The organism is Roseateles sp. DB2 (assembly GCF_051857535.1).
GTDB lineage: Bacteria > Pseudomonadota > Gammaproteobacteria > Burkholderiales > Burkholderiaceae_C > Roseateles_B.
Window position 1 is genome coordinate 237,864 of sequence record NZ_JBPZGY010000002.1, and the last position, 25,733, is coordinate 263,596.

At 66.7% G+C, this 25,733-nt stretch carries 23 protein-coding genes and 4 tRNA genes; 26 read left to right on the forward strand and 1 reads right to left on the reverse strand.

Annotation, left to right across the window (positions count from 1 at the left end):
- Window positions 1-144 precede the first annotated feature (144 nt).
- The 16 genes from trpE (at window position 145) to ACS5PK_RS03550 (ending at window position 17,060) form a co-directional block, all read left to right on the forward strand.
- On the forward strand, window positions 145-1,629 hold the full coding sequence (gene trpE, locus ACS5PK_RS03475; RefSeq protein WP_439438888.1) for an anthranilate synthase component I: 1,485 nt from the start codon (window positions 145-147) through the stop codon (window positions 1,627-1,629).
- A 54-nt stretch (window positions 1,630-1,683) separates the two neighbouring features.
- On the forward strand, window positions 1,684-2,268 hold the full coding sequence (locus tag ACS5PK_RS03480) for an anthranilate synthase component II (protein WP_439438889.1): 585 nt from the start codon (window positions 1,684-1,686) through the stop codon (window positions 2,266-2,268).
- Window positions 2,269-2,310: 42 nt separating this feature from the next.
- Window positions 2,311-3,333: a low-specificity L-threonine aldolase gene (gene ltaE, locus ACS5PK_RS03485; RefSeq protein WP_439438890.1), complete on the forward strand. Its 1,023-nt coding sequence runs from the start codon at window positions 2,311-2,313 to the stop codon at window positions 3,331-3,333.
- Between the two features lie 12 nt (window positions 3,334-3,345).
- Window positions 3,346-4,377, forward strand: a complete 1,032-nt coding sequence (gene trpD / locus ACS5PK_RS03490) for an anthranilate phosphoribosyltransferase (RefSeq protein ID WP_439438891.1) — start codon at window positions 3,346-3,348, stop codon at window positions 4,375-4,377.
- The gene (locus tag ACS5PK_RS03495) at window positions 4,374-4,892 is read left to right on the forward strand and encodes a hypothetical protein (RefSeq protein ID WP_439438892.1); all 519 of its coding nucleotides are present in this window, start codon (window positions 4,374-4,376) and stop codon (window positions 4,890-4,892) included. The genes trpD and ACS5PK_RS03495 overlap by 4 nt, the downstream gene beginning before the upstream one ends.
- Before the next feature lie 43 nt (window positions 4,893-4,935).
- Window positions 4,936-5,724 (forward strand): indole-3-glycerol phosphate synthase TrpC, encoded by a 789-nt coding sequence (trpC, locus tag ACS5PK_RS03500; RefSeq protein ID WP_439438893.1) that lies wholly within the window; start codon window positions 4,936-4,938, stop codon window positions 5,722-5,724.
- Window positions 5,724-6,479 carry a uracil-DNA glycosylase gene (locus ACS5PK_RS03505; protein WP_439438894.1) on the forward strand — a complete coding sequence of 252 codons (756 nt, stop codon included), beginning with the start codon at window positions 5,724-5,726 and terminating at the stop codon, window positions 6,477-6,479. The genes trpC and ACS5PK_RS03505 overlap by 1 nt, the downstream gene beginning before the upstream one ends.
- A 287-nt stretch (window positions 6,480-6,766) precedes the next feature.
- On the forward strand, window positions 6,767-7,696 hold the full coding sequence (locus tag ACS5PK_RS03510; RefSeq protein ID WP_439438895.1) for a BadF/BadG/BcrA/BcrD ATPase family protein: 930 nt from the start codon (window positions 6,767-6,769) through the stop codon (window positions 7,694-7,696).
- Window positions 7,693-8,433 carry a GntR family transcriptional regulator gene (locus tag ACS5PK_RS03515; protein WP_439438896.1) on the forward strand — a complete coding sequence of 247 codons (741 nt, stop codon included), beginning with the start codon at window positions 7,693-7,695 and terminating at the stop codon, window positions 8,431-8,433. Before ACS5PK_RS03510 ends, ACS5PK_RS03515 begins: the two co-directional genes overlap by 4 nt.
- Entirely contained in the window at window positions 8,430-9,560 is a 1,131-nt protein-coding gene (gene nagA / locus ACS5PK_RS03520) for an N-acetylglucosamine-6-phosphate deacetylase (protein WP_439438897.1), read from the forward strand. The genes ACS5PK_RS03515 and nagA overlap by 4 nt, the downstream gene beginning before the upstream one ends.
- Entirely contained in the window at window positions 9,541-10,584 is a 1,044-nt protein-coding gene (locus ACS5PK_RS03525; protein ID WP_439438898.1) for an SIS domain-containing protein, read from the forward strand. The genes nagA and ACS5PK_RS03525 overlap by 20 nt, the downstream gene beginning before the upstream one ends.
- Window positions 10,585-10,597: 13 nt before the next feature.
- Window positions 10,598-12,091 carry a beta-N-acetylhexosaminidase gene (nagZ, locus tag ACS5PK_RS03530; RefSeq protein ID WP_439438899.1) on the forward strand — a complete coding sequence of 498 codons (1,494 nt, stop codon included), beginning with the start codon at window positions 10,598-10,600 and terminating at the stop codon, window positions 12,089-12,091.
- 34 nt (window positions 12,092-12,125) lie between these two features.
- Window positions 12,126-13,457, forward strand: a complete 1,332-nt coding sequence (locus ACS5PK_RS03535; protein ID WP_439438900.1) for an MFS transporter — start codon at window positions 12,126-12,128, stop codon at window positions 13,455-13,457.
- Window positions 13,458-13,467: 10 nt separating this feature from the next.
- The gene (locus ACS5PK_RS03540) at window positions 13,468-14,394 is read left to right on the forward strand and encodes a glycoside hydrolase family 16 protein (protein ID WP_439438901.1); all 927 of its coding nucleotides are present in this window, start codon (window positions 13,468-13,470) and stop codon (window positions 14,392-14,394) included.
- Between the two features lie 23 nt (window positions 14,395-14,417).
- Window positions 14,418-15,488 (forward strand): acyltransferase family protein, encoded by a 1,071-nt coding sequence (locus ACS5PK_RS03545; protein WP_439438902.1) that lies wholly within the window; start codon window positions 14,418-14,420, stop codon window positions 15,486-15,488.
- 45 nt (window positions 15,489-15,533) lie between these two features.
- A complete protein-coding gene (locus ACS5PK_RS03550; RefSeq protein ID WP_439438903.1) occupies window positions 15,534-17,060 on the forward strand; it encodes a tryptophan halogenase family protein in 1,527 nt (508 codons plus the stop codon).
- A 444-nt stretch (window positions 17,061-17,504) separates the two neighbouring features.
- Here the strand turns inward: ACS5PK_RS03550 and ACS5PK_RS03555 are convergent, their stop codons facing one another.
- Window positions 17,505-20,165: a TonB-dependent receptor gene (locus tag ACS5PK_RS03555; RefSeq protein WP_439438904.1), complete on the reverse strand. Its 2,661-nt coding sequence runs from the start codon at window positions 20,163-20,165 to the stop codon at window positions 17,505-17,507.
- A gap of 564 nt (window positions 20,166-20,729) precedes the next feature.
- On the opposite strand from ACS5PK_RS03555, the gene ACS5PK_RS03560 reads away from it, so the two are divergent.
- The 10 genes from ACS5PK_RS03560 (at window position 20,730) to rplJ (ending at window position 25,684) form a co-directional block, all read left to right on the forward strand.
- Window positions 20,730-20,815: transfer RNA gene (locus tag ACS5PK_RS03560), tRNA-Tyr, on the forward strand.
- 54 nt (window positions 20,816-20,869) lie between these two features.
- Window positions 20,870-20,943: transfer RNA gene (locus ACS5PK_RS03565), tRNA-Gly, on the forward strand.
- Window positions 20,944-21,013: 70 nt separating this feature from the next.
- A tRNA-Thr gene (locus tag ACS5PK_RS03570) sits at window positions 21,014-21,088 on the forward strand.
- A 50-nt stretch (window positions 21,089-21,138) separates the two neighbouring features.
- Window positions 21,139-22,329, forward strand: coding sequence for an elongation factor Tu (tuf, locus tag ACS5PK_RS03575; protein WP_183103973.1), 1,191 nt, complete (start codon window positions 21,139-21,141; stop codon window positions 22,327-22,329).
- 15 nt (window positions 22,330-22,344) lie between these two features.
- A tRNA-Trp gene (locus ACS5PK_RS03580) sits at window positions 22,345-22,420 on the forward strand.
- 127 nt (window positions 22,421-22,547) lie between these two features.
- Window positions 22,548-22,931: a preprotein translocase subunit SecE gene (gene secE, locus ACS5PK_RS03585; RefSeq protein ID WP_439438905.1), complete on the forward strand. Its 384-nt coding sequence runs from the start codon at window positions 22,548-22,550 to the stop codon at window positions 22,929-22,931.
- Window positions 22,932-22,940: 9 nt separating this feature from the next.
- Window positions 22,941-23,522, forward strand: a complete 582-nt coding sequence (nusG, locus tag ACS5PK_RS03590; RefSeq protein ID WP_439438906.1) for a transcription termination/antitermination protein NusG — start codon at window positions 22,941-22,943, stop codon at window positions 23,520-23,522.
- A 180-nt stretch (window positions 23,523-23,702) separates the two neighbouring features.
- Window positions 23,703-24,134, forward strand: coding sequence for a 50S ribosomal protein L11 (gene rplK / locus ACS5PK_RS03595; RefSeq protein WP_241299436.1), 432 nt, complete (start codon window positions 23,703-23,705; stop codon window positions 24,132-24,134).
- A gap of 1 nt (window position 24,135) precedes the next feature.
- Window positions 24,136-24,843: a 50S ribosomal protein L1 gene (gene rplA, locus ACS5PK_RS03600; RefSeq protein WP_439438907.1), complete on the forward strand. Its 708-nt coding sequence runs from the start codon at window positions 24,136-24,138 to the stop codon at window positions 24,841-24,843.
- Window positions 24,844-25,165: 322 nt separating this feature from the next.
- A complete protein-coding gene (rplJ, locus tag ACS5PK_RS03605) occupies window positions 25,166-25,684 on the forward strand; it encodes a 50S ribosomal protein L10 (protein WP_183103978.1) in 519 nt (172 codons plus the stop codon).
- Window positions 25,685-25,733: the final 49 nt, after the last annotated feature.

Sequence of the window (25,733 nt, forward strand, 5' to 3'; positions counted from 1 at the left end):
GGCCCACACTTCCGCGAATCCTGTTGCGAACCCGTGCGCCGGTGCTGCCCCTGGCAGCGCCGCGGCATGCGAGCCAAGCTGATCTGAACGATCGAGCGCCCCGTGCCCCTGGCCGGCGCCGATGCATTCGCGAGAGCATTGAACGTGATCACCGAACTGGAATTCCAGAGTCTGGCCGCAGAAGGCTACAACCGCATCCCCCTTATCAGCGAGGCCTTTGCGGACCTTGAAACCCCACTGTCGCTCTACCTGAAGCTCTGCGCCGGTGCCGGCCAGGGCCGTCACAGCTTCCTGCTGGAATCAGTGGTGGGCGGCGAGCGCTTCGGGCGCTACTCTTTCATCGGCCTGCCGGCGCGCACCGTGCTGCGCAGCGAAGGCCTGTGTACCGAGGTCCGCCGCGATGGCGAGCTCGTCGAGCGCCATGAGGGCAACCCCCTGGAGTTCATCGAGGCCTACCAGCAGCGCTTCAAGGTGGCCCTGCGCCCCGGCATGCCGCGTTTCTGCGGCGGTCTGGCCGGCTACTTCGGCTACGACGCCGTGCGCTACATCGAACCCCGCCTCGCCAAGACAGAGAAGACGGGCGGCCTGGCCACCCCCGACGTCATGCTGCTGCAGTGCGAGGAGTTGGCCGTCATCGACAACCTCTCCGGCCGCCTCTACCTGATCGTCTATGCCGACCCAGCCCAGCCCGAGGCCTACTTCAAGGCCAAGAAACGCCTGGCCGAATTGCGGGACAAGCTCAGCTACAGCGTCTCGGCCCCACAGGTGAAACGCGGGCAGCAGCACCCGGTGCAGCGCGAGTTCTCGCGGGCCGGCTACGAGGCCGCCGTGCTGCGCGCCAAGGAGTACATCGCCGCGGGCGACTGCATGCAGATCGTCTTCGGCCAGCGCCTGTCCAAGCGCTATACCGAGTCCCCGCTGAGCCTCTACCGCGCGCTGCGCTCGCTGAACCCGAGCCCCTACATGTACTTCTACGACATGGGGGACTTCCAGATCGTCGGCGCCTCGCCCGAGATTCTGGTGCGCCACGAGCGCGTGCCCGAAGGCGAGAAGATCACCATCCGCCCCCTGGCCGGCACCCGCCCGCGCGGCGCCACGCCCGAACTGGACCGAGCACTGGAGGCCGAGCTCAAGGCCGACCCGAAGGAGCGTGCCGAGCACCTCATGCTCATCGACCTCGCCCGCAACGACATCGGCCGCATCGCCAAGACCGGCAGCGTGCAGGTGACGGACGCTTTCGCCGTCGAGCGCTACTCGCATGTGATGCACATCGTCTCCAACGTTGAGGGCCTGCTCAAGCCGGGCCTCTCCAATATGGACGTGCTGCGTGCCACCTTCCCGGCGGGCACGCTGTCCGGTGCGCCCAAGATCCGCGCCATGGAGATCATCGACGAGCTGGAGCCCGTCAAGCGCGGCATCTACGGCGGCGCCTGCGGCTACCTCAGCTATGCGGGCGACATGGACCTGGCCATCGCCATCCGCACCGGCATCGTGCAGGACCAGATGCTCTACGTGCAGGCCGCGGCCGGCGTGGTGGCGGACTCCGTGCCCGCGCTGGAATGGCAGGAAACCGAGGCCAAGGCCCGCGCCCTGCTGCGCGCGGCCGAGCTGGTCGAGGAGGGCTTCTGATGCGCGCCCCGACCCATCCCAAGACTGCCCGCCCCGCACGAGAAGAGGCCTGACATGCTGCTGATGATCGACAACTACGACAGCTTCACCTTCAACCTGGTGCAGTACTTCGGCGAGCTCGGCGCTGAGGTGAAGGTGGTGCGCAATGACGAGATCACCGTCAGCGAGATCGCGGCGCTGAAGCCCGACCATCTCGTCTTCTCCCCGGGCCCCTGCTCGCCGGCCGAGGCCGGTGTCTGCGTGGAGGCCATCCGCCACTTCGCCGGCAAGCTGCCGTTGCTGGGCGTGTGCCTGGGCCACCAAAGCATGGGCGCGGCCTTCGGCGCCAACATCGTGCGGGCGAAGACGCAGATGCACGGCAAGACCAGCGTGATCAGCACAGACCAGCAGGGCGTCTTCTCCGATCTGCCGAAGGACTTCACGGTGGTGCGCTACCACTCGCTGGTCGTCGAGGAAGCCACCTTCCCCAAGGAGTTCGTCGTCACAGCGCGCAGCGAGGACGGCGAGATCATGGGCCTGCGTCACCGCGAGCTGGCCGGCACGGCCACGCCGCTGGAAGGCGTGCAGTTCCACCCGGAGTCCATCCTGTCCGAGCACGGCCATGCAATGCTGAGGAACTTCCTGCTCCTGAAGCCTTGAGCGCTGCAAGGTCAGGCCACCACATCAAGGAGTGATGCCCCCATGATCGACTTGCGAAGCGATACCGTCACCCAGCCCACACCGGCCATGCGCGAGGCCATGATGGCTGCGCCCCTGGGCGACGATGTGTTCGGCGATGACCCCAGCGTCAATGCGCTGCAGGAGAAGCTCGCGGGCCTGCTGGGCTTCGAGGCGGCGCTCTTCATGCCCACGGGCACGCAGAGCAACCTCTGCGCGCTGATGAGCCACTGCCAGCGCGGCGACGAATACCTCGTTGGCCAGATGGCCCACACCTACCGCTGGGAAGGTGGCGGCGCGGCGGTGCTGGGCTCCATCCAGCCCCAGCCCCTGCCGCAGCAGCCCGACGGCAGCCTGCTGCTGGCCGACATCGAGGCCAATATCAAGCCCGACGACGCCCACTTCGCCCGCACGCGGCTGCTGACGCTGGAGAACACCATCGGCGGCAAAGTGCTGTCCATGGACTACCTGGCTGCGGCCTCCGAGCTGGCGCAGCGTCGCGGCCTGGCCCGCCACCTCGACGGCGCGCGGCTCTTCAACGCGGCCGTGGCCGTGGATGCGGCAGACCCGTACGCCGCGGCGCGCCGCATCTGCAGCCATTTCGACAGCGTCTCCGTGTGCTTCTCCAAGGGCCTGGGCGCCCCGGTAGGCTCGGTGCTGTGCGGTTCGCGCGACTTCATCAAGAGCGCCCACCGCTGGCGCAAGATGGCCGGCGGCGGCCTGCGCCAGGCCGGCCTGCTGGCTGCGGCGGCCCATCACGCACTGGACCACCACGTGCAGCGTCTGGCCGAGGACCACGCCCTTGCGCGCCGTCTCGCCGAAGGCCTGGCCGGGGTGCCAGGTCTTGCCATCGAGGCGCCGCAGACCAATATCGTCTTCGCCGATGTGAGCGATGCCGGGCGGGCGGCCGGTCTGCTGCCCTTTCTGAAGGAGCGCGGCGTGCTGGCCACCGGCCTGTACCGGCTGCGCTTCGTGACCCATCTGGACGTCGATGCGGCAGGCGTGGACCACGCCATCGCCGCCGTCCGCGACTACTTCAACGCCTGAACGGGGACCGTCATGCCCATCACCGATAACGAAGCCCTGACGCGGACCATCGAGCACCGCGAGATCTTCCACGACGAGATGCTGACCCTGATGCGCCGCATCATGAGCGGGGATATGTCGCCCGTGATGGCCGCGGCCCTGCTGATCGGCCTGCGCGTCAAGAAGGAGACCATCGGCGAGATCACCGCCGCCGCGCAGGTCATGCGCGAGTTCTCCGTCAAGGTGCCGCTGGGGCTAAAGCCGCATCTGGTCGATGTGGTCGGCACGGGCGGCGATGGCGCCCACACCTTCAACATCAGCACCTGCTCGATGTTCGTGGCCGCCGCGGCCGGCGCACAGGTGGCCAAGCATGGCAATCGCAGCGTCTCCAGCAAGACCGGCAGCGCCGACGTGCTGGAGGCCCTGGGCGCCAACATCATGCTGAGCCCCGAGCAGGTGGCGGCCAGCGTGGCGCAGTGCGGCATCGGCTTCATGTTCGCACCCAACCACCACCCGGCCATGAAGAACATCGCGCCGGTGCGCAAGGAGCTGGGCGTGCGCACCATCTTCAACATCCTGGGCCCGCTGACCAACCCGGCCGGCGCGCCCAACATCCTGATGGGCGTGTTTCACCCGGACCTCGTCGGCATCCAGGTGCGCGTGATGCAGCGCCTCGGGGCCGAGCACGCCGTGGTCGTCTACGGCAAGGATGGCATGGACGAGATCTCGCTGGGCGCCGGCACCCTCGTGGGCGAGCTGAAGAATGGCGAGATCCGCGAGTACGAGATCCATCCCGAGGACTTCGGCCTGGCCATGGCCTCCAACCGCAGCCTGAAGGTGGCGGGCCCCGAGGACAGCCGCCAGATGCTGCTCGGCGCCCTGGCTGATGAAGCCGGCCCGGCGCGCGACATCGTGCTGCTCAACGCCGGTGCCACGCTTTACGCCGCCAATGTGGCGGACAACATCGCCGACGGCATCGAGCGCGCCCGCGAGGCCATCCGCAGTGGCGCGGCGCGGGCCAAGCTCGACCAGTTCGTGGCCACCACGCGCGCGCTCGCCGCATGAGGTCCAGCGCTGCCCTGTTCCGGCGTCTGCGGGACGAGATCCCGCAGACCGGCCAGGTGCTGCTGCCGCGCGTGGAGGTGCACCCGCTGTCCTGGGGCCTGGGCCTCGCGGGCACGGCGCTGGGCCTGTGGGGCGTGCCGGCGCTGCCCGCCTCGATGCGCGGCGCTGCCGGCTGGCTGGCGCTGAGCCTGGTCGTGGCGGGCATGGCCGCGTGGGGCTTCATGCGCCGCGAGCACCTGGGCTGGCGCCTGGATTTCGCCTCACGCCAGCTCGATCCCGTGGGCGTCGATGGTGAGCCGCGTCGCCTGGACGGCCCCGGCTGGGGCCTGTTCTGCGTGGGCGGCTCCAAGCGCCGCTCGCTGGCCCTCGAGTTCCGCCACGAAGACGGCGGCAAGGCGCTGCGCGTGCTGGAGACCCGCGGCGGCGCCAGCCGCGAGGAGCATCAGCTGGTGAGCCAGATCGCCGACGCCCTGGCCCAGCGCCTACAGGTGCGGCGTGAGGGGCTGACGCTGTGAGGGCGACGGCCGCGTTCCTGAATTCCTGAATCGAGCCAAGACCATGTCCGACATCCTGAACAAGATCAATGCCGTCAAGCACGAGGAAGTGGCCGCGGCGCGTGCGCTCCGATCACTGGCCAGTCTGCGCGAGGAGGCCGCGGCACAAGAGCCCGCGCGCGGCTTCGCCGCCTCGCTGCGCAGCGCCATCGCGGCGGGGCGCAGCGGCGTCATCGCCGAGATCAAGAAGGCCAGCCCCAGCAAGGGCGTGCTGCGCGAGGACTTTCGCCCTGCGGAGATCGCGCAGAGCTACGCCCGTCACGGCGCGGCCTGCCTCAGCGTGCTGACCGACCGCCCCTTCTTCCAGGGCGCCACCGAGTACCTGCTGGCCGCACGCGCCGCCTGCGCGTTGCCGGTGCTGCGCAAGGACTTCATGGTGGACGAGTACCAGATCGTCGAGGCCCGGGCCATGGGCGCAGATTGCGTGCTGCTGATCGCCGCCAGCCTCGATGACGCGCTGATGGCCGATCTCGAAGCCTGTGCGCTGGACCTGGGCATGGACGTGCTGGTCGAGGTGCACGACGGCGCCGAGCTGGACCGCGCCCTGCGCCTGAAGACGCCGCTGGTCGGCATCAACAACCGCAATCTGCGCACCTTCGAGGTGACCCTGGACACGACGCTGGGCCTGCTCGATCGCGTGCCGGCCGACCGCCTGCTGGTGACGGAGTCCGGCATCCTTTCGCGGGCCGATGTGCAGCGCATGCGCGATCACGACGTCCACGCCTTCCTGGTGGGCGAGGCCTTCATGCGCGCGCCCGAACCTGGCGAGGCCCTGGCGGCCTTGTTCGCCTGATGCAGGGCTCGCTGCTGGACGACGACGACGGCGCCGCGGCGCCCAATGCCCTGGCGCGCCCGCTGGGCGAGGTGCTGGATCACGCCGCACTGCCGCCCGGCTGGCAGCCCGTGGTGCAGCGCTGGCGGCAGAGTGCCGAGGGCCAGGCCCTGGTCGCCTTCGTCGAGCGGCGCCAGCGTGAGGGCGCCACGGTGTTCCCGGCCGAGCCGCTGCGTGCGCTGAGCCTCACGCCGCTGGACGCGGTGCGTGTCGTGATCCTCGGGCAGGACCCGTACCACGGCGCCGGGCAGGCCGAGGGCCTGGCCTTCTCGGTGCCGGTGGGGCAGAAGCTGCCGCCCTCGCTGCGCAACATCTACAAGGAGCTGCAGCGCGATCTGGGCCAGCCGCCTGCGCGCGACGGCCACCTGAGGGCCTGGACCCGCCAGGGCGTGCTGCTGCTCAACACCTCGCTGACGGTGGAGGAGGGCGCGGCGGGCAGCCATGCGAAGAAGGGCTGGGAAGCCCTGACGGATGCGCTGATCGCCGCCACCGCCGCACACCCGGCGCCCAAGGTCTACCTGCTCTGGGGCGCCCATGCCCAGGCCAAGGCCCCGCTGATCGCCGCGGCCGGGTCGCAGCATCTGGTGCTGCAGGCTAACCATCCCTCGCCGCTGTCTGCCACGCGGCCGCCCCAGCCCTTCATCGGCTGCGGGCATTTCTCTGCCGCCCAAGCCTGGCTGGCGACACGCGGGCAGGCCCTGGACTGGCAGGTCTGAACCGCCGGCCCTGGCCGCGCCCCGGGGCGCCGCTGCGCGCTGGGCTGGCGGCCGCTGGCCCCGGGTAGACCCTGGGAACGCCCCCATGCCGCGCTTGGTTCTAAACTGGTATTGTTCCGGTTTGGGCAATACGTCTCCGCAACGGTCGGCCAGTCCATGAAATCGTCATCAAATCGGCGGCTTCCTGGCCACCTGCACTGACAGGCGATGTTGCATGTAAGCCAGTGCAATACCAATTGACGCTTGGCTAATTCTGGTACTAAACTGGTATTACTATGAATCAGCCCTTGCCCCTGCATCACACCCTGGCGCGCCCTGAGGCGCTGGCCTCGGTGCGCTACCGCGTGGGGGTGGATGGCGGCGGCACGGGCACGCGGCTCAAGCTGGCTGATGCAGTTGGCCGCGTGCTGGGCCAGGGCGAGGCTGGTCCCTCGGCGCTGGGGCAGGGCGTGGCCCAGGCCTGGCGTCACATTCAGCAGGCCCTGCAGCAGGCCGCCGAGCAGGCTGGGCTGGGTGCCGTGCCCCTGGCGGACTGCGCGCTGGGCGCCGGCCTGTCTGGCGCGAATGTGCTGGCGGACGCACAAGAATTCATCCGCACCCAGCCGGGCTTTGCCGCCGTGCTGCTGGAGAACGACGGCTACACCACCGTGCTGGGCGCCCATGGCGGCCGCCCGGGCGCCGTGGTGGCCGCGGGCACCGGCACCGTGGGCGAGGTGCTGCGTGCCGATGGCTCGCGCGCCATCGCCTCGGGCTGGGGTTGGATCACCGGCGACGAAGGCAGCGGCGCCTGGCTGGGCCTGCGCGCCATGGGCCATGCTCAGCAGGCCCTGGACGGCCGCGTTCCAGTCAGCGAACTGGCCCGGCGGGTGTGGGCCGTGGCGGGGCGCGATCGCGAGACCATCCTGGCCTGGTGCGTGGCCGCCGGCCAGCATGGCTTTGCCTCGCTCGCGCCTCTGGTGCTGGACGCGGCCGATGCCGGCGACGCCGCCGCGCAGGCCCTGCGCGCGCAGGCGGTGACGGCGCTGGAGCAACTGGCCCTGTGCCTCGATCCCCAGGAGGAATTGCCCCTCGCCTTGGCCGGCAGCATCGCCAGGCGTCTTTTCGCTCATTTCTCAGGCAACATTCGTGCCCGTTGCGTCGAGTCCCAAGGAGATTCGGCCGACGGCGCACTGCTCTTGGTCGGCAGTGCACTCAACGACAAGACGGGTACACGATGACAAAGCTGCCGTTCCAATTCAAGCCTGATCCCGAAGCCGCCTCGCCGCTGTACATGCAGCTGGCGCACAAGCTGGCGCAGGCGATCCGCGAAGGCCACTACCAGGCCGATGAAGCCCTGCCCTCCGAGCGGGTGCTGTCCGAGTCCCTTGATCTCTCGCGCGTGACCGCGCGCAAGGCCATCGACCGCCTGGTCGAGCAGGGCCTGATCATCCGCAAGCGCGGCTCCGGCAACTACATCGCCCCGAAGCTGGAGCAGCCGCTGTCGCGCCTGACCAGCTTCTCCGAGGAGCTGCACCAGCGCGGTTTCAAGCCCAGCTCGCGCTGGCTCACGCGCGGCTTCTCCCTGGCCGCGCCGGACGAACAGCTCTCCCTGGGCCTGACCACCGGCCAGCGCGTCGCGCGCCTGGAGCGCCTGCGCCTGGCCGATGCCGTGGTCATGGCCTACGAAGTGAGCGTGCTGCCCGAGGCGGTGCTGCCGGACCCGGCGTCCGTCAGCGCCTCGCTCTACGAGCACCTGGGCCGCCTGGGCGGTGCCCCGGTGCGCGCGCTCCAGCACATTCGAGCCATCAACGCCGACGCCCGCCTCGCCAGCCTGCTGGAAGTGCCCGTGGGTCAGGCCGTGTTGTTCATCACACGGGTGGGCTATCTGGAATCGGGTCAGGCTGTGGAGCTGACCCATTCGTACTGCCGCAGCGACTACTACGACTTCGTTGCGGAGATGAGGCGGGATGGATGACCGAAGCACAGCGCACTGACGGATTCGTACTGACACCTGCGGGATTTATCCGCGGTGTGCTGGAGCATCAAGGAGGCCGCATCACCCGGATCGAGGGCGAGGCGGTCACCGAGTACGAGGTCCGCCACGGATCTCAGGATCTGCCCCTGATCCTTCCCGGTTTCATCGACGTGCATGTGCACGGCGGCGGCGGCCGGGACACCATGGAGGGCGGCGATGCCGCCCGGCAGATCGCCCGCCTGCATGTGCGCCATGGCACGACCTCCCTGCTGGCCACCACCATGACCGCGCCCATGGAGGAGATCCGCACGGCGCTCACGGCCTTGGGCGCCGTGTGCCGCGAGCGCGAGCCCCAGGCAGCACGCGTGCTGGGCGTGCATCTGGAAGGCCCCTACATCAACCCCGGCAAGCTGGGCGCCCAGCCCGACTTCGCCCGCGCAGCCCAACTGGCCGAGGTGCAGTCCCTGCACGCCCTGGCCCCCATCCGCCTGATCACGCTGGCGCCCGAGCTGCCCGGCAATCTGGACCTCACCGAGCAGCTGCGCTCGGCCGGCTTCCAGGTGCAGATCGGGCACACGCTGGGCACCTATGAAGACGGCGTCGAAGCCTTGGAGCGCGGCGCCGGCGGATTCACCCACCTCTTCAATGCCATGACGGGCCTGCACCATCGCGAGCCCGGCATGGTGGGCGCGGCGCTGGCCCATGCGCGCTACGCCGAGATCATCCCCGACCTGCTGCATGTGCACGAGGGCGCTGTGCGCGTGGCGCTGCGCGCCATTCCCTGCCTCTTCTGCGTGACCGATTCGACGGCCGCTGCCGGCATGCCCGATGGCGAGTACAGCCTGGGCCGCCACCGCGTCACCAAATGCATGGGCGGCGTGCGCCTGCCCGACGGCACGCTGGCCGGCAGCACGCTGACCATGGACCAGGCCTTGCGCAACCTGGTCGGGCTGGGGCTGGAGATGGCGGACGCCTCACGTCGTGTCTCGACCTACGCAGCGGATTACCTGGGGCTCAGCGACCGCGGCCGCCTGGCCGTGGGCGCCTGGGCGGATTTTGTGGTGCTGGACCGTGATTTGCAGGTGCAAGGCGTGGTCGTTGAAGGAGATGGAATTGACCTCGCTTGATATCAAGACCCGCATGCTGGAAGAGTGCCTGTCGGCGCCCTCGGCCGTGGCGCGCCAGTTGGCCGCTGACCAGAACGCCTATGCGGCCCTGGGCGAATCGCTGCGCGCCTCCCCGCCCAGCAGCCTGCTGACCGTGGCCCGTGGCAGCTCGGACCATGCGGCCCACTACATGGCCTATCTCGTGATGGCGCGCCTGGGCCGCCTGGTCACCTCGCTGCCCATGTCCCTGATCACGCTCTACCAGAGCAAGATCGCCTGCGAGGGCTTGGTGTCCCTGGCCTTCTCGCAGTCGGGCCAGAGCCCCGACCTGGTGGCGCCCACGCGCTTCTTTCGTGAGGGCGGTGCGCGCACCGTGGCCTTCGTCAATGCCGCCGGCTCGCCGCTGGCGGAGGCCGCCGAGCATGTGTTCTCCCTGCACGCCGGACCCGAGAACAGCGTGGCCGCGACCAAGAGCTATATCGCCCAGCTGGTGGCCGGCGCTCGCGTGGTCGCCGCCTGGCAAGGGGACGAAGACCTGGCCGCCGCGCTGCAGCAGCTGCCCGACGATCTCGTCAAGGCCGCGGGCCTGCGCTGGGACAGCGCCGTGGAAGCGCTGCGCGGTGCGGACAAGCTCTTCGTCATCGGCCGCGGCACCAGCCTGCCCATCGCGCTGGAGGCGGCCCTGAAGTTCAAGGAAACGTGCGGCATCCAGGCCGAGGCCTTCTCGGGCGCCGAGGTCAAGCACGGCCCCATGGCCCTGGTGGAAGAGGGCTACCCGCTGCTGGTCTTCGCGCCGCGTGGTCCGGCCCAGGCCGGACTCGTGGCCCTGGCCGAGGAAATGCGCGGCCGCGGCGCCCGCGTCCTGCTGGCTGCGCCGGCCGGCACGCCCGGCGCCGAGCTGGAGCTGGCCTGCACGGGCAATGAGGACCTCGACCCCATCGCCGCCATCCAGAGCTTCTATCCCATGGTCGAGGCCCTGGCCCGCGCCCGCGGCCTGAATCCCGACCAGCCGCGCCATCTGGCCAAGGTCACCAAGACCCACTGAGACAGCTGCTGCCATGACCCATGCTCAAGCCTTCACGCCCGAGGACGCCGGCCAGCTCGTGATGGTCGACATCCAGGGCAAGACCCTGGACGCGGCCACCGCGGCCTTCCTGCGCGAGCACAAGATCCGCGCCGTCTGCCTGTTCCGCAAGAACCTGGGCACGGAAGAGGAAGTCCGCCAACTGACCCGCGACCTGCGCGAGGTCATGGGCCCCCACGCCCTGATCGGCCTGGACCAGGAAGGCGGCTCCGTGGTGCGAGCCACCTTCCTGCCGCATGCGCCCTCGGCCATGGCCCTGGGCGCAGCGGGTGACAGCGAGCTGTGCGAGCGCGTGGGCGCCGCCGTGGCCCGCGGCCTGCGCAGCATCGGCGTGAACTGGAACTTCGCGCCGGTGCTGGACATCAACAACAACCCGGCCAACCCGGTGATCGCCGAGCGCAGCTTCTCCGAGCGCGCCGACGAGGTCACCCGCCTGGCCGGTGCCTGGATGTGGGGCTCCTTGCGCGAGGGCGTGGCCTGCTGCGTCAAGCATTTCCCCGGCCATGGCGACACGCATGTGGACTCGCACCTGGCCCTGCCCACCGTGGACAAGAGCCGTGCCGAGCTCGACGCCCTGGAACTGCGCCCCTTCCACGCCCTGCGCGAGATCGCACCGGCGGTGATGACGGCGCACATCGTCTACCCGCAGATCGACCCCGAGTACCCGGCCACGCTGTCCGCCACCATCCTGGGCGGCATCCTGCGCGGCGAGTGGGGCTACGACGGGGTGGTGATCACCGACGCCCTGATGATGAAGGCCATCTGCGAGCGCTACGGCTACGACCGCGCTGCCGTGCTGGCCCTGCAGGCCGGCGCAGACATGATCCTGGCCCAGGGCTCGCTGGAGGAACAGGGCCAGTCCCTGCGCGCGCTGCGGGAGGCCTTCGCCCGCGGTGAGCTGACGGCAGGGCAGGGGGCGCGAGCCCGCGACCGCCTGGACCGCCTGGCCCGGGCCTATCCCGTGATCCATGACGAATACGGCGGTGCTGTGCGCGAGGCCGATGGTGCACTGATGGCCGAGGCCTGGTCGCGTGGCCTGACGGCCCTGCGTGCCGCGCAGGCCCCGGCGCTGGATGCGCCCATCCGCGTCTATGTGCAGACCGATGTGCCCACCGACATGGTCAGCGAGGCCGGCCCGACCGGCGCGCAGATCGCCGGCCTCTTCAGCAGCTTCGCGGACGCCGAGATCGTGATGCTGGACGATCTCCTGGGTCTGGACTGGGCACAGGTGCCGCAGGACGGCCGCAAGACTATCGTCGCCTCCACGCACCGCCTGCGCTACGGCACGAATGCCGCAGCCTGGCAGCCGGACCTGCACCTGGTGCTGTGGAACCCCTTCCAGGCTTTGGATGTGCGCGGCCCCACCGTCATCAGCTGGGGCTATGCCGACGGCGCACTGGCGGCGCTGAAGAGCTGGCTGCAGGGCGAGCTGGCCGCGACGGCGAGCGCGCCGGTGAGCCTGGGCTGAGGCCAGTCGCACAGAACGAGAACAAGGAACTTCCATGAGCGCGATCCAGCAAGCCCCCGCCTCCCCGGCCGCCAACCCGCTGCGCTGGGTGCCCAGCCTGTACTTCGTGCAGGGCCTGCAGTTCTTCGTGGTCATGCTGATCGCCAGCATGATGTACAAGAAGCTGGGCGTGGAGAACGACCAGATCGCGCGCTGGACCAGCCTCATCGGCCTGGCCTGGGCCTTCAAGCCGCTGTGGAGCCCCTTTCTGGAGCTGATCCCCAGCAAGAAGCGCATCGTCGTGAGCATGCAGTTCCTGGGTGCGGTCGGCCTGCTGGCCGTGGCCCTCGCGCTGCAGCTGCCCAGCTGGTTCGGGGCCTCGCTGGCGGTGTTCTTCGTGCTGGCCTATGCCTCTGCCACCCATGACATCGCCTGCGACGGGCTCTACATGGCCTCGTTGTCGGACAAGGAGCAGGCGGCCTATGCGGGCTGGCAGGGCGCCTTCTTCAATGCCTCCAAGTTCCTCACGCAGGGCGGGCTGCTGATCCTGGCCGGCCTGCTGGCCGAGCGCTTCGGTCTCAGCAACGCCTGGACCACGATTTTCGTGATGCTGGGCGTGCTGCTCGCACTGCTGGCCAGCTACAACGCCTTCGCGCTGCCCAACCCGCTGCCAGCCCAGGTCCAGAAGGGCGGGGCGTCGGCCGTCTGGCAAACGCTGGTCGAGGTGATCGCCGACCTGCTGCGCAAGCCCGGGATCTGGATCTTCATGCTCTTCATCGTGCTGTTTCGCCTGGCGGAAGGGCAGGTGCAGACCATTGGGCCGCTGTTCCTCCTGGAAGCCCGGGAGAAGGGCGGCCTGGGCCTGACGCAGGAGCAGACGGGGGGCGTCTACGGCACCGTGGGCACGGCGGCCTTCCTGGTGGGCAGCATCCTGGGCGGCTATTTCACCTCCAGGCTCAGCCTGCGCCGTGCGATGCCGGTGCTGTTGCTGGCCATGGCCGTGCCCAGCGTCACCTTCTACTACCTGGCTGCGGCGCGGCCCGCCGATATCGTCCACATCGGCGCGGCCATCGCGCTGGAGATGTTCGGCTACGGCTTCGGCTTCGTCGGCATGATCCTCTTCATCATGCAGGTGGTGGCCCCCGGCCGCTTCCAGACGGCCCACTACGCCCTGGGCTCGGGCGTGATGCAGCTGGGCTTCATCCTGGCGCGCTCCTTCAGCGGCGATGTGCAGCTGGCCCTGGGCTACGAGCGCTTCTTCCTCTGGACCATCGCCTGCGGTGTGCCGGCCCTGTTGCTGTACTTCTTCGTCCGGTTCCCGCAGGCCCAGGATGCTGCCGCCGAGGAGGCGGCCCCCCAGGCAGGCGCCTTGCCCGCGGGGCACTGAGCACGCTGCGATGCGCTCGACAGTTCTTCATGTGGTAGGCCTTGTGCTTGCCTTGTCTCTTGGGCCGGCCACCGCACAGGGCGGGGCCGGCCGCTTTTTTGACGATTTCAGCGAGGCCGATCTAGCCGGCCTGCGTGCCGCCGGCTGGATGGCGCGTACGGCGCCAGGCCATCCCGGCGTCCCGGGGGCGCAGTGGGGGGAGTCCCAGCTGCGGCTGCTCGAGGACCCCGCGCAGAAGGGCAACCGCCTGCTGCGCCTGGTGGCAGAGACTGATGGCAGTGGCCCTGGCACCCGCCAGGCCCAGCTGTGCCAGCAGCGCAAGTTCTTCGAGGGCACCTATGCCGCTCGCGTGCGCTTCAGCGACGCGCCGGTGCAGGGCGCGGACGGCGACCCTGTGATCCAGACCTTCTATGCCGTCGCGCCGCTGCGCCACGACTTCGACCCCGAGTTCAGCGAGATCGACTGGGAATACTTGCCCAATGGCGGCTGGGGCAGCGACAGGACGCGGCTCTACGGCATCAGCTGGCAGACCGTGCGCATCGAGCCCTGGCAGGCCTACAACGGCTCGCATGAGGAGATGGGCGCGCTCGGTGCAGGCGATGCCGCCTGGCATGTGCTGCTGATGCAGGTGAGCGGAGGCCGCGTGCGGCTGTTCCTGGACGGCCGCCAGGTGGCCGAGCACGGTGGGCGCAACTATCCGGTGGTGCCCATGTCCATCAACTTCAACCTGTGGTTCTCGCCCGGCGGCCTCCTGCCTGCGGGCGGCGCCGTGCGGCGCTACGAGCAGGACGTGGACTGGGTCTTCCATGCACGCAACGAGGTCCTGAGTCCGGCACAAGTCGAGGCGGCCGTTGCCAGCTATCGCCGCCAAGGGCGGAGCAGGGAAGACACCGTGCCCACTGCGCAGCCGGCGCTCGAGAGCCGTTGCGATTTCTGAATCCGAAGCCTCCGGCAAGCCTGATGACTGCTCCCCAACGTCTGGCATCCGTCGATGCCCTGCGCGGCCTCACGGTGGCCGCCATGCTGCTGGTCAACAACCCGGGCGACTGGGGCCATGTGTTCTGGCCGCTCGAGCATGCCGCCTGGAACGGCTGCACGCCTACCGACCTGATCTTCCCCTTCTTCCTGCTGATCGCCGGCGCCAGCCTGAGCCTGGCCACCGGGGGGCGCTGGAACCGCAGTGAGCCTGCCGGCGTGGTGCTGCCGCCTTTGCTGAGGCGCGCGCTCAAGGTCTTCGCGCTGGGCCTGGTGCTGCACCTGCTGGCCTGGTGGCTGATGGGCAAGCCACAGTACCGCCTGATGGGTGTGATGCAGCGCATCGGCCTGTGCCTGGCCTTCGCTTCCCTGCTGGGCACCGTCTGGCGTAGCGAGCACGCGCGCTGGGGCGGCGTGGCTGTGCTGCTGCTGGGCTACGGCGGCCTGATGGTCTGGGGCGGCGGCTGGGAGCCCTCGACCAATCTTGCCTCGCGCCTGGATACGCTGATCCTGGGCCGCTGGAACTACCAGTGGGATGCGGCCACAGGCCTGGGCCACGACCCCGAGGGGCTGCTCAGCACCTTGGGCGCCCTGGCCAGTACGGTGCTGGGCCTGATCGCCGGGGAGCGCCTGCGGCAGGGGCGAGGCCGCAGTCTGTGGCTGCCCGCCGCCCTGCTGCTCCTGCTGGGGGCCCTGGGCGCGCAGTGGGTGCCCTGGAACAAGCAGCTGTGGACCCCCAGCTTCGTGCTCTGGACTGGCGGCTGGGCCTTCGCGGCTCTGGCCCTGGCCTACGAGCTGGTGGACCGGCGCGGCCTGCCACCCCTGGGGAGGGCCTTTGGCGTCAATGCCATGGCGGCTTATGCGGGGGCCTGGATGTGCACCGTGTTCCTGGAAGGCTTCGGCTGGATGGCGCCGCTATACGGTACGGTGTTTGCGCCGATAGGCAGCGCCTTCGGCCCCGAGATCCAATCCCTCAGCTTTGCCCTGGCTTTCGTGGCGGTGTGGACGGGCATCGTGTTGCTGATGGACCGGCGGCGCTGGTACATCAAGCTCTGAAGGGCCCGCGAGGGCAATCGCTCACCCAGGTCAGGCAGGAGTCCCATGAAGATCAGGAACATCGCGATCATCGGCGGCGGCACGGCAGGCTGGCTGGCGGCCAATCACCTGGGGCGAGAGTTGCTGGCCGACCCTGAACTGAGCATCACGGTCATCGAGTCCGATGAGGTCCCCATCATCGGCGTGGGCGAGGGCACGGTGCCCTACATCAAGCAGTCGCTGCAGAAGTTCGGCATCGGCGAAGCCGAGCTGATGCTTTCCTGCGAAACCACCTTCAAGACGGGCATCAGATTCCAGGGCTGGCTGGACGCGGCCAGGCATGGTGCGGATCACCACTACCTCCACGCCTTCGCGTCGCCCTTCCCAGGCGGCATGGACGTGACGCCGTACTGGCTGGAGCAGGGCGGTGAGCTGCCCTTTGACGCCGTATCCGTTGCGGCGGGCATGTCTGAGGCGGGCCGCAGTCCCAAGCAGATCGCATCGGGCCCTTATGTGGGCGAGGCGGACTATGCCTATCACGTCAATGCCCAGCAGTTCGCGCAACTCCTGGCGCGCAATGCGCAACAACGCTTCGGCGTCCGGCACCAGGTGGCGACCATCGTTGGTGCCGAGCGTGCGGGGGATGGCAGCATCGCAGCCCTGCGCACCGCCGCCGGTGAGCGCTTGGCCTTCGACTTCTACGTGGATTGCAGCGGCTTCGCCTCGCTGCTGACGCAAGGCGCGCTCAAGGTGCCCTTTGTGGACAAGTCGCACCAGGTGCTGACAGACACGGCCCTGGTCCAGCAGGTGCCCCTGGGCCCGCAGGAGACCATCGCGCCCTTCACACGGGCAACGGCGCATCGTGCGGGCTGGATCTGGGACATCCCCGTCACCCAGCGCCGTGGCACCGGCTTTGTCTATGCCAGCGCCTACATGGGCGAGGACGAGGCTGTTGCAGCTTTCGCGCGCTACCTGGGTCGTCCGGAGGCGGGCTTCGCTCCCCGCAAGATCGCCATGAGGATAGGCTACCGCCAGCAGGTCTGGAGCCACAACTGCGTGGCCCTGGGGCTGGCGCAGGGCTTTGTCGAGCCGCTGGAGGCCACCTCCATCCTGCTGACGGACTTTTCTGCCCAGCTGCTCTCCAGGAACTTCCCTCGCCAGCGCAGCGACGAGCCCCCGCTGCGGCGCCATGTCAATGCTGCTGTCCGCGAGGCTTGGGAGCGCATCATCGACTTCGTCCAGCTCCACTACCACCTCTCCGACCGCAGCGATTCGGCCTTCTGGCTGGACAACCGGCAGCCTTGCCATCTCTCTGAGGTTCTGCGCGAGCGCCTGGAGAAATGGCGTGTTGCGCCGCCTCAGGCCACGGACTTCGGCAGCCGCTTCGAGCTCTTCAGTGTCGAGAACTACCTGTATGTGCTGTATGGCATGAAGTTCTCGACGCGCGGCTTCCCCATCGCTGAAGCGGAGCGCCGGGAGGCCCGGCAGCAGCTGGCGCAGGTCGATGCCCGCGCCCGACGCCTGGCGCAGAGCCTGCCGTCCCACCGGGAATGGCTCGAAGGGCTGCGCGCAGCCGCCCAGGCAGGCCGCTGAGCCGGCGCTGAGCCCGGTCCTGGCGTCCTCGATGCCGAGGCCGGTGGCCCCGTCTTGGCCGTTTCACGGCATTACCTCATCGCGCACCCGCCGGATCCTCGCTCCCCTCCCTGGGACCGCGAGGCTGTGCTTCTGTGCCTGAGCCGAAACCTGGACGCTTCTTTGACCCGTAAGAACTGACAGACGTCTGAGCCGTGTCGTGACCGCCCACAGACAGGCAACCATCGATTGCGCGGGCCGGGTGATCCGGCTCGCGACGGAGTCGGCCCCGGCATTGCGCTGACGCCTCTGCCGGGGGCGTCTGGCGGTCGCAGGACCGCCATGCGGGGGAAGTCCAGGCAATCCATGGGGCGATCGCGTGAGGGCCCGTGCAGGCCGGGGAAAGTCCAGGCGGAAAAAAGCCCGGCAGAGCCGGGCTTGAGTACATCAGAGACCTTCGGTCGCTCAGAACTTGGCGCTCAGGCCGAGACGGTAGCTCGTCTCGCCCATGAAGGACCAGGCCGGGTAGCCCACCTTCATGCTGCCCTTGACGTCGGTGTTGGCCGCGCCGGCTGCTCCGTACTGCACGTCGTCCTTCTTCAGCAGATTGACGGCTTCGAAGGTCAGGCGCAGGTTCTTGTTGATGTTCCAGCCGGCGCTGAAGTCCAGCGAGCCGTAGGGATCGTGCATGCGATAGCTGTAGTAGCCCGTCTCACGGATCATGTACTTGGAACGCCAGTTGTAGGCCAGGCGAGCCGAATAGTCTGCCGTTTCGTAGAAGCCCACCAGATTGACGGTGTGCTTGGACGATTGGGTGAACAGGGCCAGGCCGTCCGGATAGCTGGAAGCGGGCGCCTTCGCATCAGCGTAGGTGTAGCTGCCGGCGAAGCCGAAGCCGTTGTCCAGGCTGTGGTTGATCTGGGCTTCGAAGCCGTTGATCTTGCCGCCGCCAGCGTTGACGTACTGGTTGACCGTCCAGTTGTCGACCTTGCTCAGCGGGTCCACGACACCCAGCTTCTGGTTGGTCTTGACCAGGGCGGTCACGAAGTTGTCGATGGACTTGTGGAAGACCGCGGCGGACACCATATTGCCCTTGCCGTAGTAGTACTCGATGCCCAGGTCGAACTGCTTGGAGGACTGGGGCTTGAGGCCCACGGAGCCGAAAGTCATGGACTCGTTGCCGACGCGGTCATCGTTGTAGCCGGCCTGCTTGGTCAGGAACATGTACTCGAAGTTGGGGCGGGTGATGGCCTTGGAGGCGGCCAGACGCAGCACCGTGTTCTTGTCGATGTTGTAGGCCGCATTCAGGCTGGGCAGCCAGTCGCTGTAGCTGGCCTTTTCCTCGCGGATGGTCTTGCCCCAGCCGTCATTGTTGGGCACGTCGTTGGCGGCCAGCGGCGTGCCGTCGAACTTGTAGCCGCGGCCGGTCACGTTGGTGTGGACGTAACGCAGGCCGAAGTTGCCGCGCCAACCGGCCTTCTCGAACTCGAACATACCGTAGGCCGCGCGGTTGTCTTCCTCGATCTCGGCGAAGCTGGAGCGCTGCGGCGTCCAGGAGGCGGTGTTCTTTTCATAAAGCGCTGCCATGGCGTCCAGATTGGCCTTGGGGAATTCCCAGCCATTGGGGCCCATCTTGATGGATCCGCTGTACAGGTCGCTGGTGTTGCCCGAAACAACGGTGGGGCTGAACTTGGCGCGCAGGGCGCTTTGCTCATACTTGTGGCCGGTGGCGCGGATACCGGCCTTGAAGGAGGTCAGGCCGTTCCAGTCGAGGTCGAAGGTGGCGTCTGCCTGGGCGAAGTTCTCCTTGTCGGAGTTGGGCTGCTGCTGGTCGGTGGCCCAGCCGGTCGGCACCAGCTTGGACGGCAGATTGGACACCTTCACGTCCATGGGGACGCTCGGGGAGATCACGATCTGCTTGCCAGTGGCGTCGATGGTGCCCTTGAACTTGGGCAGGCTCTGGCCGTCGTCCCACCAGCCCACGCCATAGTTCATGGTGTGCGTGGTGCCGCCCTTGGCCTTGGTCTGGCCGGCCACGCCCTCGATCTTGAAGGTGTCCGCCCTGAAGGAGCCGTTCAGCACCAGGCTGTCCGAACTCATCTTGCCCTGGCGTGCCCAGGTCTGGATGAAGGTGTTGACCGGGTCTGCATTGCCGGCTTCGGCCTTGACGCACAGGCCGGCTGCATTCTTCTGCTTGCAGTTGCTGTCGTTCTGGCCCATGAACAGGTAGAGATTGCTGTTCGTGTTGTCGCCCGTCAGGTCCAGGCTCAGGTAGTTCAGGCCCAGGTCGATGTTGTCGGCAGGCTTGCCTTGCAACGTCAGGTTCATGGCCGTGCGCTTGCGATCCTGCACGAAGGTAGCCGGTGCCACGTCACCGGACCAGCCGGCGTCGGACTCGATGCCGCGGCGGATGTACTCACTCTTTTCCTGCGCACCGGCGACCAGGACGCCAAAAGTCTTGGCATCGTTGCGCCAGCTGTAGAGCCCGGCCACGTCCTTGGCCAGGTCGGTGCTGACGGTGCCCTTGCCCAGCTTGAGGCTGGCGAATGCCGTGCCGGCCTTCAGGTCCAGCGGCTTGCGGGTCTTCACGATCACGGTGCCGCCGATGCCGCCTTCGGTGAGGTCAGCCTGGGACGACTTGTAGACCTCCATGCCACCGATCAGCTCGGACGGCAGCAGGGAGTAGTTGAAGGAGCGGTCCACCGTGGCTTGGTCATACCAGCCCGTCGAAGCCACGGTCTGGCCGTTCAAGGTGGTGTAGGTCATCTGCGGGTCCGAACCGCGCACCGACACCGAGGCCCCTTGGCCGAAGGCGCGACCGACAGTGATGCCGGGCAGTCGACCGAGCGACTCGCCCACGTCAGAGTCGGGCAGCTTGCCCACGTCTTCGGCCGTCACGGCGTCAACCACGGCGCTGGCGTTGCGCTTGATATTGGCAGCCGACTGCAGGGAGGCGCGGATGCCGGTGACGACCACCTGCTCCAGCTGATTGCCTTCCTTCTTGGCAGGCTCTGCCTGTTGTGCCTGCGCCGCCATTGCAACGCTCAGCAGGGTAATGCTCACCGCTGCGGCGACGGGGGTCTTGATGACCTTCATGAACTGCTCCTCGATGTGGCCAGCGAACATGGGTCTGGCCTGTTGAAAGACTCGATGCCCCTCTCCTCGCGGACTCCTCCACCAGGCAAAGGCACCTCCAAACGCACCTCAATTGCAACCAATGCCATGCCACTATAACGATCAATAGATCCACTTTGCTACCACTTTGAGGGGCGTGTTTTCCCTGCTGTGGCGTTGCTGCGACCGGGTCTGGCTGCGCGGTGAAACGGTCGACACGTGGGCTTGAGCAGTGCGGGGTGGCGTGACCTTGGTAGTTGATTGGTATTGTTGAACTTGCTGTCTGAGTACAGGAGGGGGGGCTAGGGTTTGTCTTCAAGTGCTGAGGCGGGCCAGGCAGGCGTCATCTTGATCTGGAGCGTTGGAAGCTGCTATAGTCATTGGCTCCGCTGATGCAGGCGTGATTTCGAGCAGTGCAGCGAGTCTGGACTTGAGTCCTGGCTTGGGGTGCTGTCAGGGGTCAGGTTTGCGGGCTGGTGTGCAGTGATTGGGCTTGGCAATTGAGATGTGCTCGAAAGAGTTTTCAAAATTTGCTTGAAGGCTTGAAAAGCTGTGCTACAGTAGCGGGCTTGCCTCGGAGGGGTGGCCGAGTGGTTAAAGGCAGCAGACTGTAAATCTGCCCGCTTACGCGTACGCTGGTTCGAATCCAGCCTCCTCCACCAAGGCAAAGCACACTCGATGGGTCGGTGGTTCTGGCTCAAAGAGAAAACTCCCGGGCGGGAGTAGTTCAATGGTAGAACCTTAGCCTTCCAAGCTAATGACACGGGTTCGATTCCCGTTTCCCGCTCCAGCGGCAGCTTGAAAGTCGTGTCGACACCGGTTTGTTGATGGCCTTGCTTCGTCATCAAACCCGTGTCGATGCCCATGTGGCTCAGTGGTAGAGCACTCCCTTGGTAAGGGAGAGGTCACGCGTTCGATCCGCGTCATGGGCACCACCGCTTTTCTTCCCCCTTCTCTTTTCTGATCTGATCGCCAGGAGCGCAAGATGGCAAAAGGCAAGTTTGAACGTACCAAGCCGCACGTGAACGTGGGCACGATTGGTCACGTTGACCATGGCAAGACCACGCTGACGGCAGCTATCGCAACTGTGCTGTCGAAGAAGTTCGGTGGCGAGGCCAAGGCCTATGACCAGATCGACGCTGCGCCCGAAGAAAAGGCACGTGGCATCACGATCAACACCGCTCACGTCGAGTACGAGACCGCCAATCGCCACTACGCTCACGTGGACTGCCCCGGCCACGCTGACTATGTGAAGAACATGATCACCGGTGCCGCCCAGATGGACGGCGCGATCCTGGTGTGCTCGGCCGCTGACGGCCCGATGCCCCAGACCCGCGAGCACATCCTGCTGGCGCGTCAGGTCGGTGTGAAGTACATCATCGTCTTCCTGAACAAGTGCGACATGGTGGACGACGCCGAGCTGCTGGAGCTGGTGGAAATGGAAGTCCGCGAGCTGCTGAGCAAGTACGACTTCCCTGGCGACGACACCCCGATCGTGAAGGGTTCGGCCAAGCTGGCGCTGGAAGGCGACACGGGTGATCTGGGCGAGCAGGCCATCATGCGCCTGGCTGACGCTCTGGACAGCTACATCCCCCAGCCTGAGCGTGCCGTGGACGGCGCGTTCCTGCTGCCGGTGGAAGACGTGTTCTCGATCTCTGGCCGTGGCACCGTGGTGACCGGTCGCGTCGAGCGCGGCATCATCAAGGTCGGCGAGGAAATCGAAATCGTCGGTATCCGTGATCTGCAAAAGACCACCGTGACCGGCGTGGAAATGTTCCGCAAGCTGCTGGACCAAGGTCAGGCTGGCGACAACGTCGGTATCCTGCTGCGCGGCACCAAGCGTGAAGACGTGGAGCGTGGTCAAGTGCTGGCCAAGCCCGGCACCATCAAGCCGCACACCCACTTCACTGCTGAGATCTATGTGCTGAGCAAGGAAGAAGGCGGCCGCCACACCCCGTTCTTCAACAACTACCGTCCCCAGTTCTACTTCCGTACCACGGACGTGACCGGTGCTGTGGAGCTGCCGAAGGACAAGGAAATGGTCATGCCTGGCGACAACGTCGGCATCACCGTGAAGCTGATCGCTCCGATCGCCATGGAAGAAGGTCTGCGCTTCGCTATCCGCGAAGGTGGCCGTACCGTCGGCTCGGGCGTGGTTGCGACCATCATCGAGTAATCTTTAAAAGGCCACAGGGGCATAGCTCAATTGGCAGAGCGTCGGTCTCCAAAACCGAAGGTTGGGGGTTCGAGACCCTCTGCCCCTGCCAACAGTCTCTGATCAAGATTGTTGGTCTTTGTGGTCAAGCCAAGCCCGCGGGAGTTCGTCTCGGCGGGCTTTGCTGCTGATGGGTCAGCATTGACCCTTGCCCGATCCGGGTGCTGAAAGCGAATCGAATGTCCAATCCTCAAGTCGAAACCGTCACCTCCGGCGCCGACAAGGCCAAGCTGGCCGGTGCCGTGCTGCTGCTGGTCGGCGCACTGGTGGCCTTCTACGCACTGTCCAAGCAGGGTGCGCTGGCCCAGTGGGGGGCGCTGCTGGTGTTGCTGGCCGCCTCGGCGGGGGCCTTCTTTACCTCCGAGTCCGGCAAGTCCCTGATCGCCTATGGCCAGGACTCGCTGCGTGAGGTGCGCAAGGTGGTGTGGCCTACCCGCAAGGAAGCGACGCAGATGACGGGCTATGTCTTTGCCTTTGTTGTCGTGATGGCGCTCTTCCTGTTCCTCACGGACAAGACCCTGGAATGGGTGTTGTATGACCTGATCCTCGGTTGGAAGCGCTAAAGGACTGATATGAGCGAAGAGCAACAAGTCGCCGCAAGCGAAGCCGTCCCGGCCGGTCTGCCCAAGCGTTGGTACGTTGTCCATGCCTATTCGGGCATGGAGAAGGCCGTGGAGCGCAATCTGCGCGAGCGCATTGATCGCGCCGGCATGCAGGAAAAGTTCGGCCGCATCCTGGTCCCCACCGAAGAAGTGGTGGAGCTGAAGAACGGCAAGAAGTCCGTGACCGAACGTCGCTTCTTCCCTGGCTATGTGCTGGTGGAGATGCTCATGGACGACGACACCTGGCATCTGGTCAAAAATACCTCCAAGGTGACGGGTTTTGTGGGTGGCGCGAAGAATCGCCCCGCCCCCATCTCCGAGCACGAGGTGATGAAGATCGTCAACCAGATGCAGGAAGGCGTCGAGAAGCCCCGGCCCAAGGTCGAGTGGACTGTCGGCGAAATCGTCCGCGTCAAGGAAGGCCCCTTCACCGACTTCAATGGCGCCATCGAGGAAGTCAATTACGACAAGTCCAAGGTGCGCGTCTCGGTCACGATCTTCGGTCGTGCCACGCCGGTGGAGCTGGACTTCTCGCAGGTCGAGAAGGTCTGACGTCATGAACAAGGGCCCGATGCGGCCCTTCAGGTGCTTCTGGCGCCTGGACAACGCATCCGTAGCCAGTCTGTGACGAGACACGGACAAGAGGAGCCAGGGTAAAGGCGCAAGCCCCAGTCCCTGGCGCTAGCACTCAGGCGCAGCGGCGAGGCCGCCGCGGCGCTTCTAGGAGAAATCATGGCCAAGAAGATTGTCGGCTTCATCAAGCTGCAAATTCCGGCTGGCAAGGCAAATCCTTCGCCTCCGGTCGGTCCCGCGCTGGGTCAGCGCGGCCTGAACATCATGGAATTCTGCAAGGCGTTCAACGCCCAGACGCAGAGCTATGAGCCGGGCCTGAAGCTGCCGGTGGTGATCACCGCCTTCGCAGACAAGAGCTTCACCTTCGTCATCAAGTCGCCGCCGGCGACCGTGCTGCTGAAGAAGGCTGCCAAGATCGAGAAGGGTTCTCAGCGTCCCCATCTGGACAAGGTCGGCAAGCTGACCCGCGCCCAGCTGGAAGAGATCGCCAAGACCAAGCAGAAGGACCTGACGGCCGCCGATATGGACGCCGCCGTCCGCACCATCGCTGGCTCGGCCCGTTCGATGGGCATCATCGTGGAGGGTGTGTGACATGGCTAAGCTGACCAAGAAGCAAAAAGCTCTGCAAGGCAAGGTCGAGACCACCAAGCTGTACCCGCTGGGTGACGCTCTGAACCTGGTCAAGGAACTGGCCACTGCCAAGTTCGATGAATCCATCGACGTGGCCGTGCAACTGGGCATCGATGCCAAGAAGTCGGACCAAGTGGTGCGCGGCGCTGTCGTGCTGCCCCATGGCACCGGCAAGACCAAGCGCGTGGCGGTGTTCGCCCAGGGCGCCAAGGCTGAAGAAGCCAAGGCTGCCGGCGCTGACGTCGTCGGCATGGAAGACCTGGCTGAGCGCGTGAAGGCTGGCGACATGCCCTTCGACGTGGTGATCGCCTCGCCCGACACCATGCGTATCGTCGGTACCCTGGGTCAGATCCTGGGTCCCCGCGGCCTGATGCCGAACCCGAAGGTCGGCACCGTGACGCCGGACGTCGCCACCGCTGTCAAGAACGCCAAGGCTGGCCAGGTCCAGTTCCGCGTCGACAAGGCCGGCATCATCCACGGCACTATCGGTCGTCGCTCCTTCGACACCGACAAGCTGCAGGACAACCTGCGCGCGCTGGTCGAGGCCCTGAACAAGTCCAAGCCGGCTTCGAGCAAGGGCGTCTACCTGCGCAAGGTGGCCGTGTCCTCGACCATGGGTGTCGGCGCTCGCGTCGAAATCGCCAGCATCAACGCTGTGGCTGCTGCCTAAGCTGTTGGTGTAGGCCTGACGCCTTGCGCGTCGGGCCGTCAAGAATCTGCGCGGCGCGAGTCTGGTGCCGCGCGACAAGATTGGTGGGGCGTTTCCATCTTTTGATGGGGGCGCGTCATCCAAGACCGCTGGCGTGAAGTCCTGCAGTATCGGGGATGACACTTAATGGCCACCTTGCGTGGCGGCCAGCGCAGATGGCGAACCCGCTGAAGGGAAAGTTTTGTACCGGGCCTGTCCCGGTGTGAGTTCCTGACAGAAGGTCGCTGAATTCCGGTGTGCCGAAAGGTTGAAAGACCCCAGGCATTTTTGTGAGGAGTAGACCTTGAGTCTCAATCGCAACGAGAAAGCAGCCGTCGTGTCGGACGTGGCAGCCCAGGCTGCCAAGGCCCAGACGCTGGCGCTGGCCGAGTACCGTGGCCTCACCGTTGAAGCCTTGAACAAGCTGCGCGTCACCGCGCGTGCCCAAGGTGTGTATCTTCACGTGCTGAAGAACACCCTGGCACGTCGCGCTGTGGCGGGCACCTCGTTCGAGGTCGCTTCGGAGAGCATGGTCGGCCCGCTGATCTACGGCTTTTCGGAAGATGCTGTCGCGGCTGCCAAAGTCATCGCTGACTTTGCCAAGACCAATGACAAGCTGGTGATCAAGGGCGGCGCCTATGGTGGCAAGGCCCTGGACGTCAACGGCGTGAAGGCCCTGGCCGCTGTGCCGAGCAAGGAAGTGCTGCTGTCGCAAGTGGCCGGCCTGCTCAAGTCGCCCGTGCAGCGTACCGCTGCCGTGCTGGCTGCGCTGGCTCAGCAACGTGGTGGCGGCGCAGAAGCCGAAGCACCCGCTGCTGCCTGATCGACGACGATCACCGCATCAACTGCAACTTATCTGTATTTAGGAAACA

What these genes read in the sequence shown, in the direction of transcription:
- nagA (WP_439438897.1), top strand. Translation starts at nt 8,430, where the DNA reads ATGACCGAAGCACAGCGCACTGACGGATTCGTACTGACACCTGCGGGA.
- ACS5PK_RS03525 (WP_439438898.1), top strand. Translation starts at nt 9,541, where the DNA reads ATGGAATTGACCTCGCTTGATATCAAGACCCGCATGCTGGAAGAGTGC.
- trpD (WP_439438891.1), top strand. Translation starts at nt 3,346, where the DNA reads ATGCCCATCACCGATAACGAAGCCCTGACGCGGACCATCGAGCACCGC.
- nusG (WP_439438906.1), top strand. Translation starts at nt 22,941, where the DNA reads ATGAGCGAAGAGCAACAAGTCGCCGCAAGCGAAGCCGTCCCGGCCGGT.
- nagZ (WP_439438899.1), top strand. Translation starts at nt 10,598, where the DNA reads ATGACCCATGCTCAAGCCTTCACGCCCGAGGACGCCGGCCAGCTCGTG.
- ACS5PK_RS03515 (WP_439438896.1), top strand. Translation starts at nt 7,693, where the DNA reads ATGACAAAGCTGCCGTTCCAATTCAAGCCTGATCCCGAAGCCGCCTCG.
- tuf (WP_183103973.1), top strand. Translation starts at nt 21,139, where the DNA reads ATGGCAAAAGGCAAGTTTGAACGTACCAAGCCGCACGTGAACGTGGGC.
- ACS5PK_RS03535 (WP_439438900.1), top strand. Translation starts at nt 12,126, where the DNA reads ATGAGCGCGATCCAGCAAGCCCCCGCCTCCCCGGCCGCCAACCCGCTG.
- rplK (WP_241299436.1), top strand. Translation starts at nt 23,703, where the DNA reads ATGGCCAAGAAGATTGTCGGCTTCATCAAGCTGCAAATTCCGGCTGGC.
- ACS5PK_RS03545 (WP_439438902.1), top strand. Translation starts at nt 14,418, where the DNA reads ATGACTGCTCCCCAACGTCTGGCATCCGTCGATGCCCTGCGCGGCCTC.
- ACS5PK_RS03505 (WP_439438894.1), top strand. Translation starts at nt 5,724, where the DNA reads ATGCAGGGCTCGCTGCTGGACGACGACGACGGCGCCGCGGCGCCCAAT.
- ACS5PK_RS03550 (WP_439438903.1), top strand. Translation starts at nt 15,534, where the DNA reads ATGAAGATCAGGAACATCGCGATCATCGGCGGCGGCACGGCAGGCTGG.
- trpC (WP_439438893.1), top strand. Translation starts at nt 4,936, where the DNA reads ATGTCCGACATCCTGAACAAGATCAATGCCGTCAAGCACGAGGAAGTG.
- secE (WP_439438905.1), top strand. Translation starts at nt 22,548, where the DNA reads ATGTCCAATCCTCAAGTCGAAACCGTCACCTCCGGCGCCGACAAGGCC.
- ACS5PK_RS03480 (WP_439438889.1), top strand. Translation starts at nt 1,684, where the DNA reads ATGCTGCTGATGATCGACAACTACGACAGCTTCACCTTCAACCTGGTG.
- ACS5PK_RS03555 (WP_439438904.1), bottom strand. Translation starts at nt 20,165, where the DNA reads ATGTTCGCTGGCCACATCGAGGAGCAGTTCATGAAGGTCATCAAGACC.
- ltaE (WP_439438890.1), top strand. Translation starts at nt 2,311, where the DNA reads ATGATCGACTTGCGAAGCGATACCGTCACCCAGCCCACACCGGCCATG.
- rplA (WP_439438907.1), top strand. Translation starts at nt 24,136, where the DNA reads ATGGCTAAGCTGACCAAGAAGCAAAAAGCTCTGCAAGGCAAGGTCGAG.
- ACS5PK_RS03495 (WP_439438892.1), top strand. Translation starts at nt 4,374, where the DNA reads ATGAGGTCCAGCGCTGCCCTGTTCCGGCGTCTGCGGGACGAGATCCCG.
- ACS5PK_RS03540 (WP_439438901.1), top strand. Translation starts at nt 13,468, where the DNA reads ATGCGCTCGACAGTTCTTCATGTGGTAGGCCTTGTGCTTGCCTTGTCT.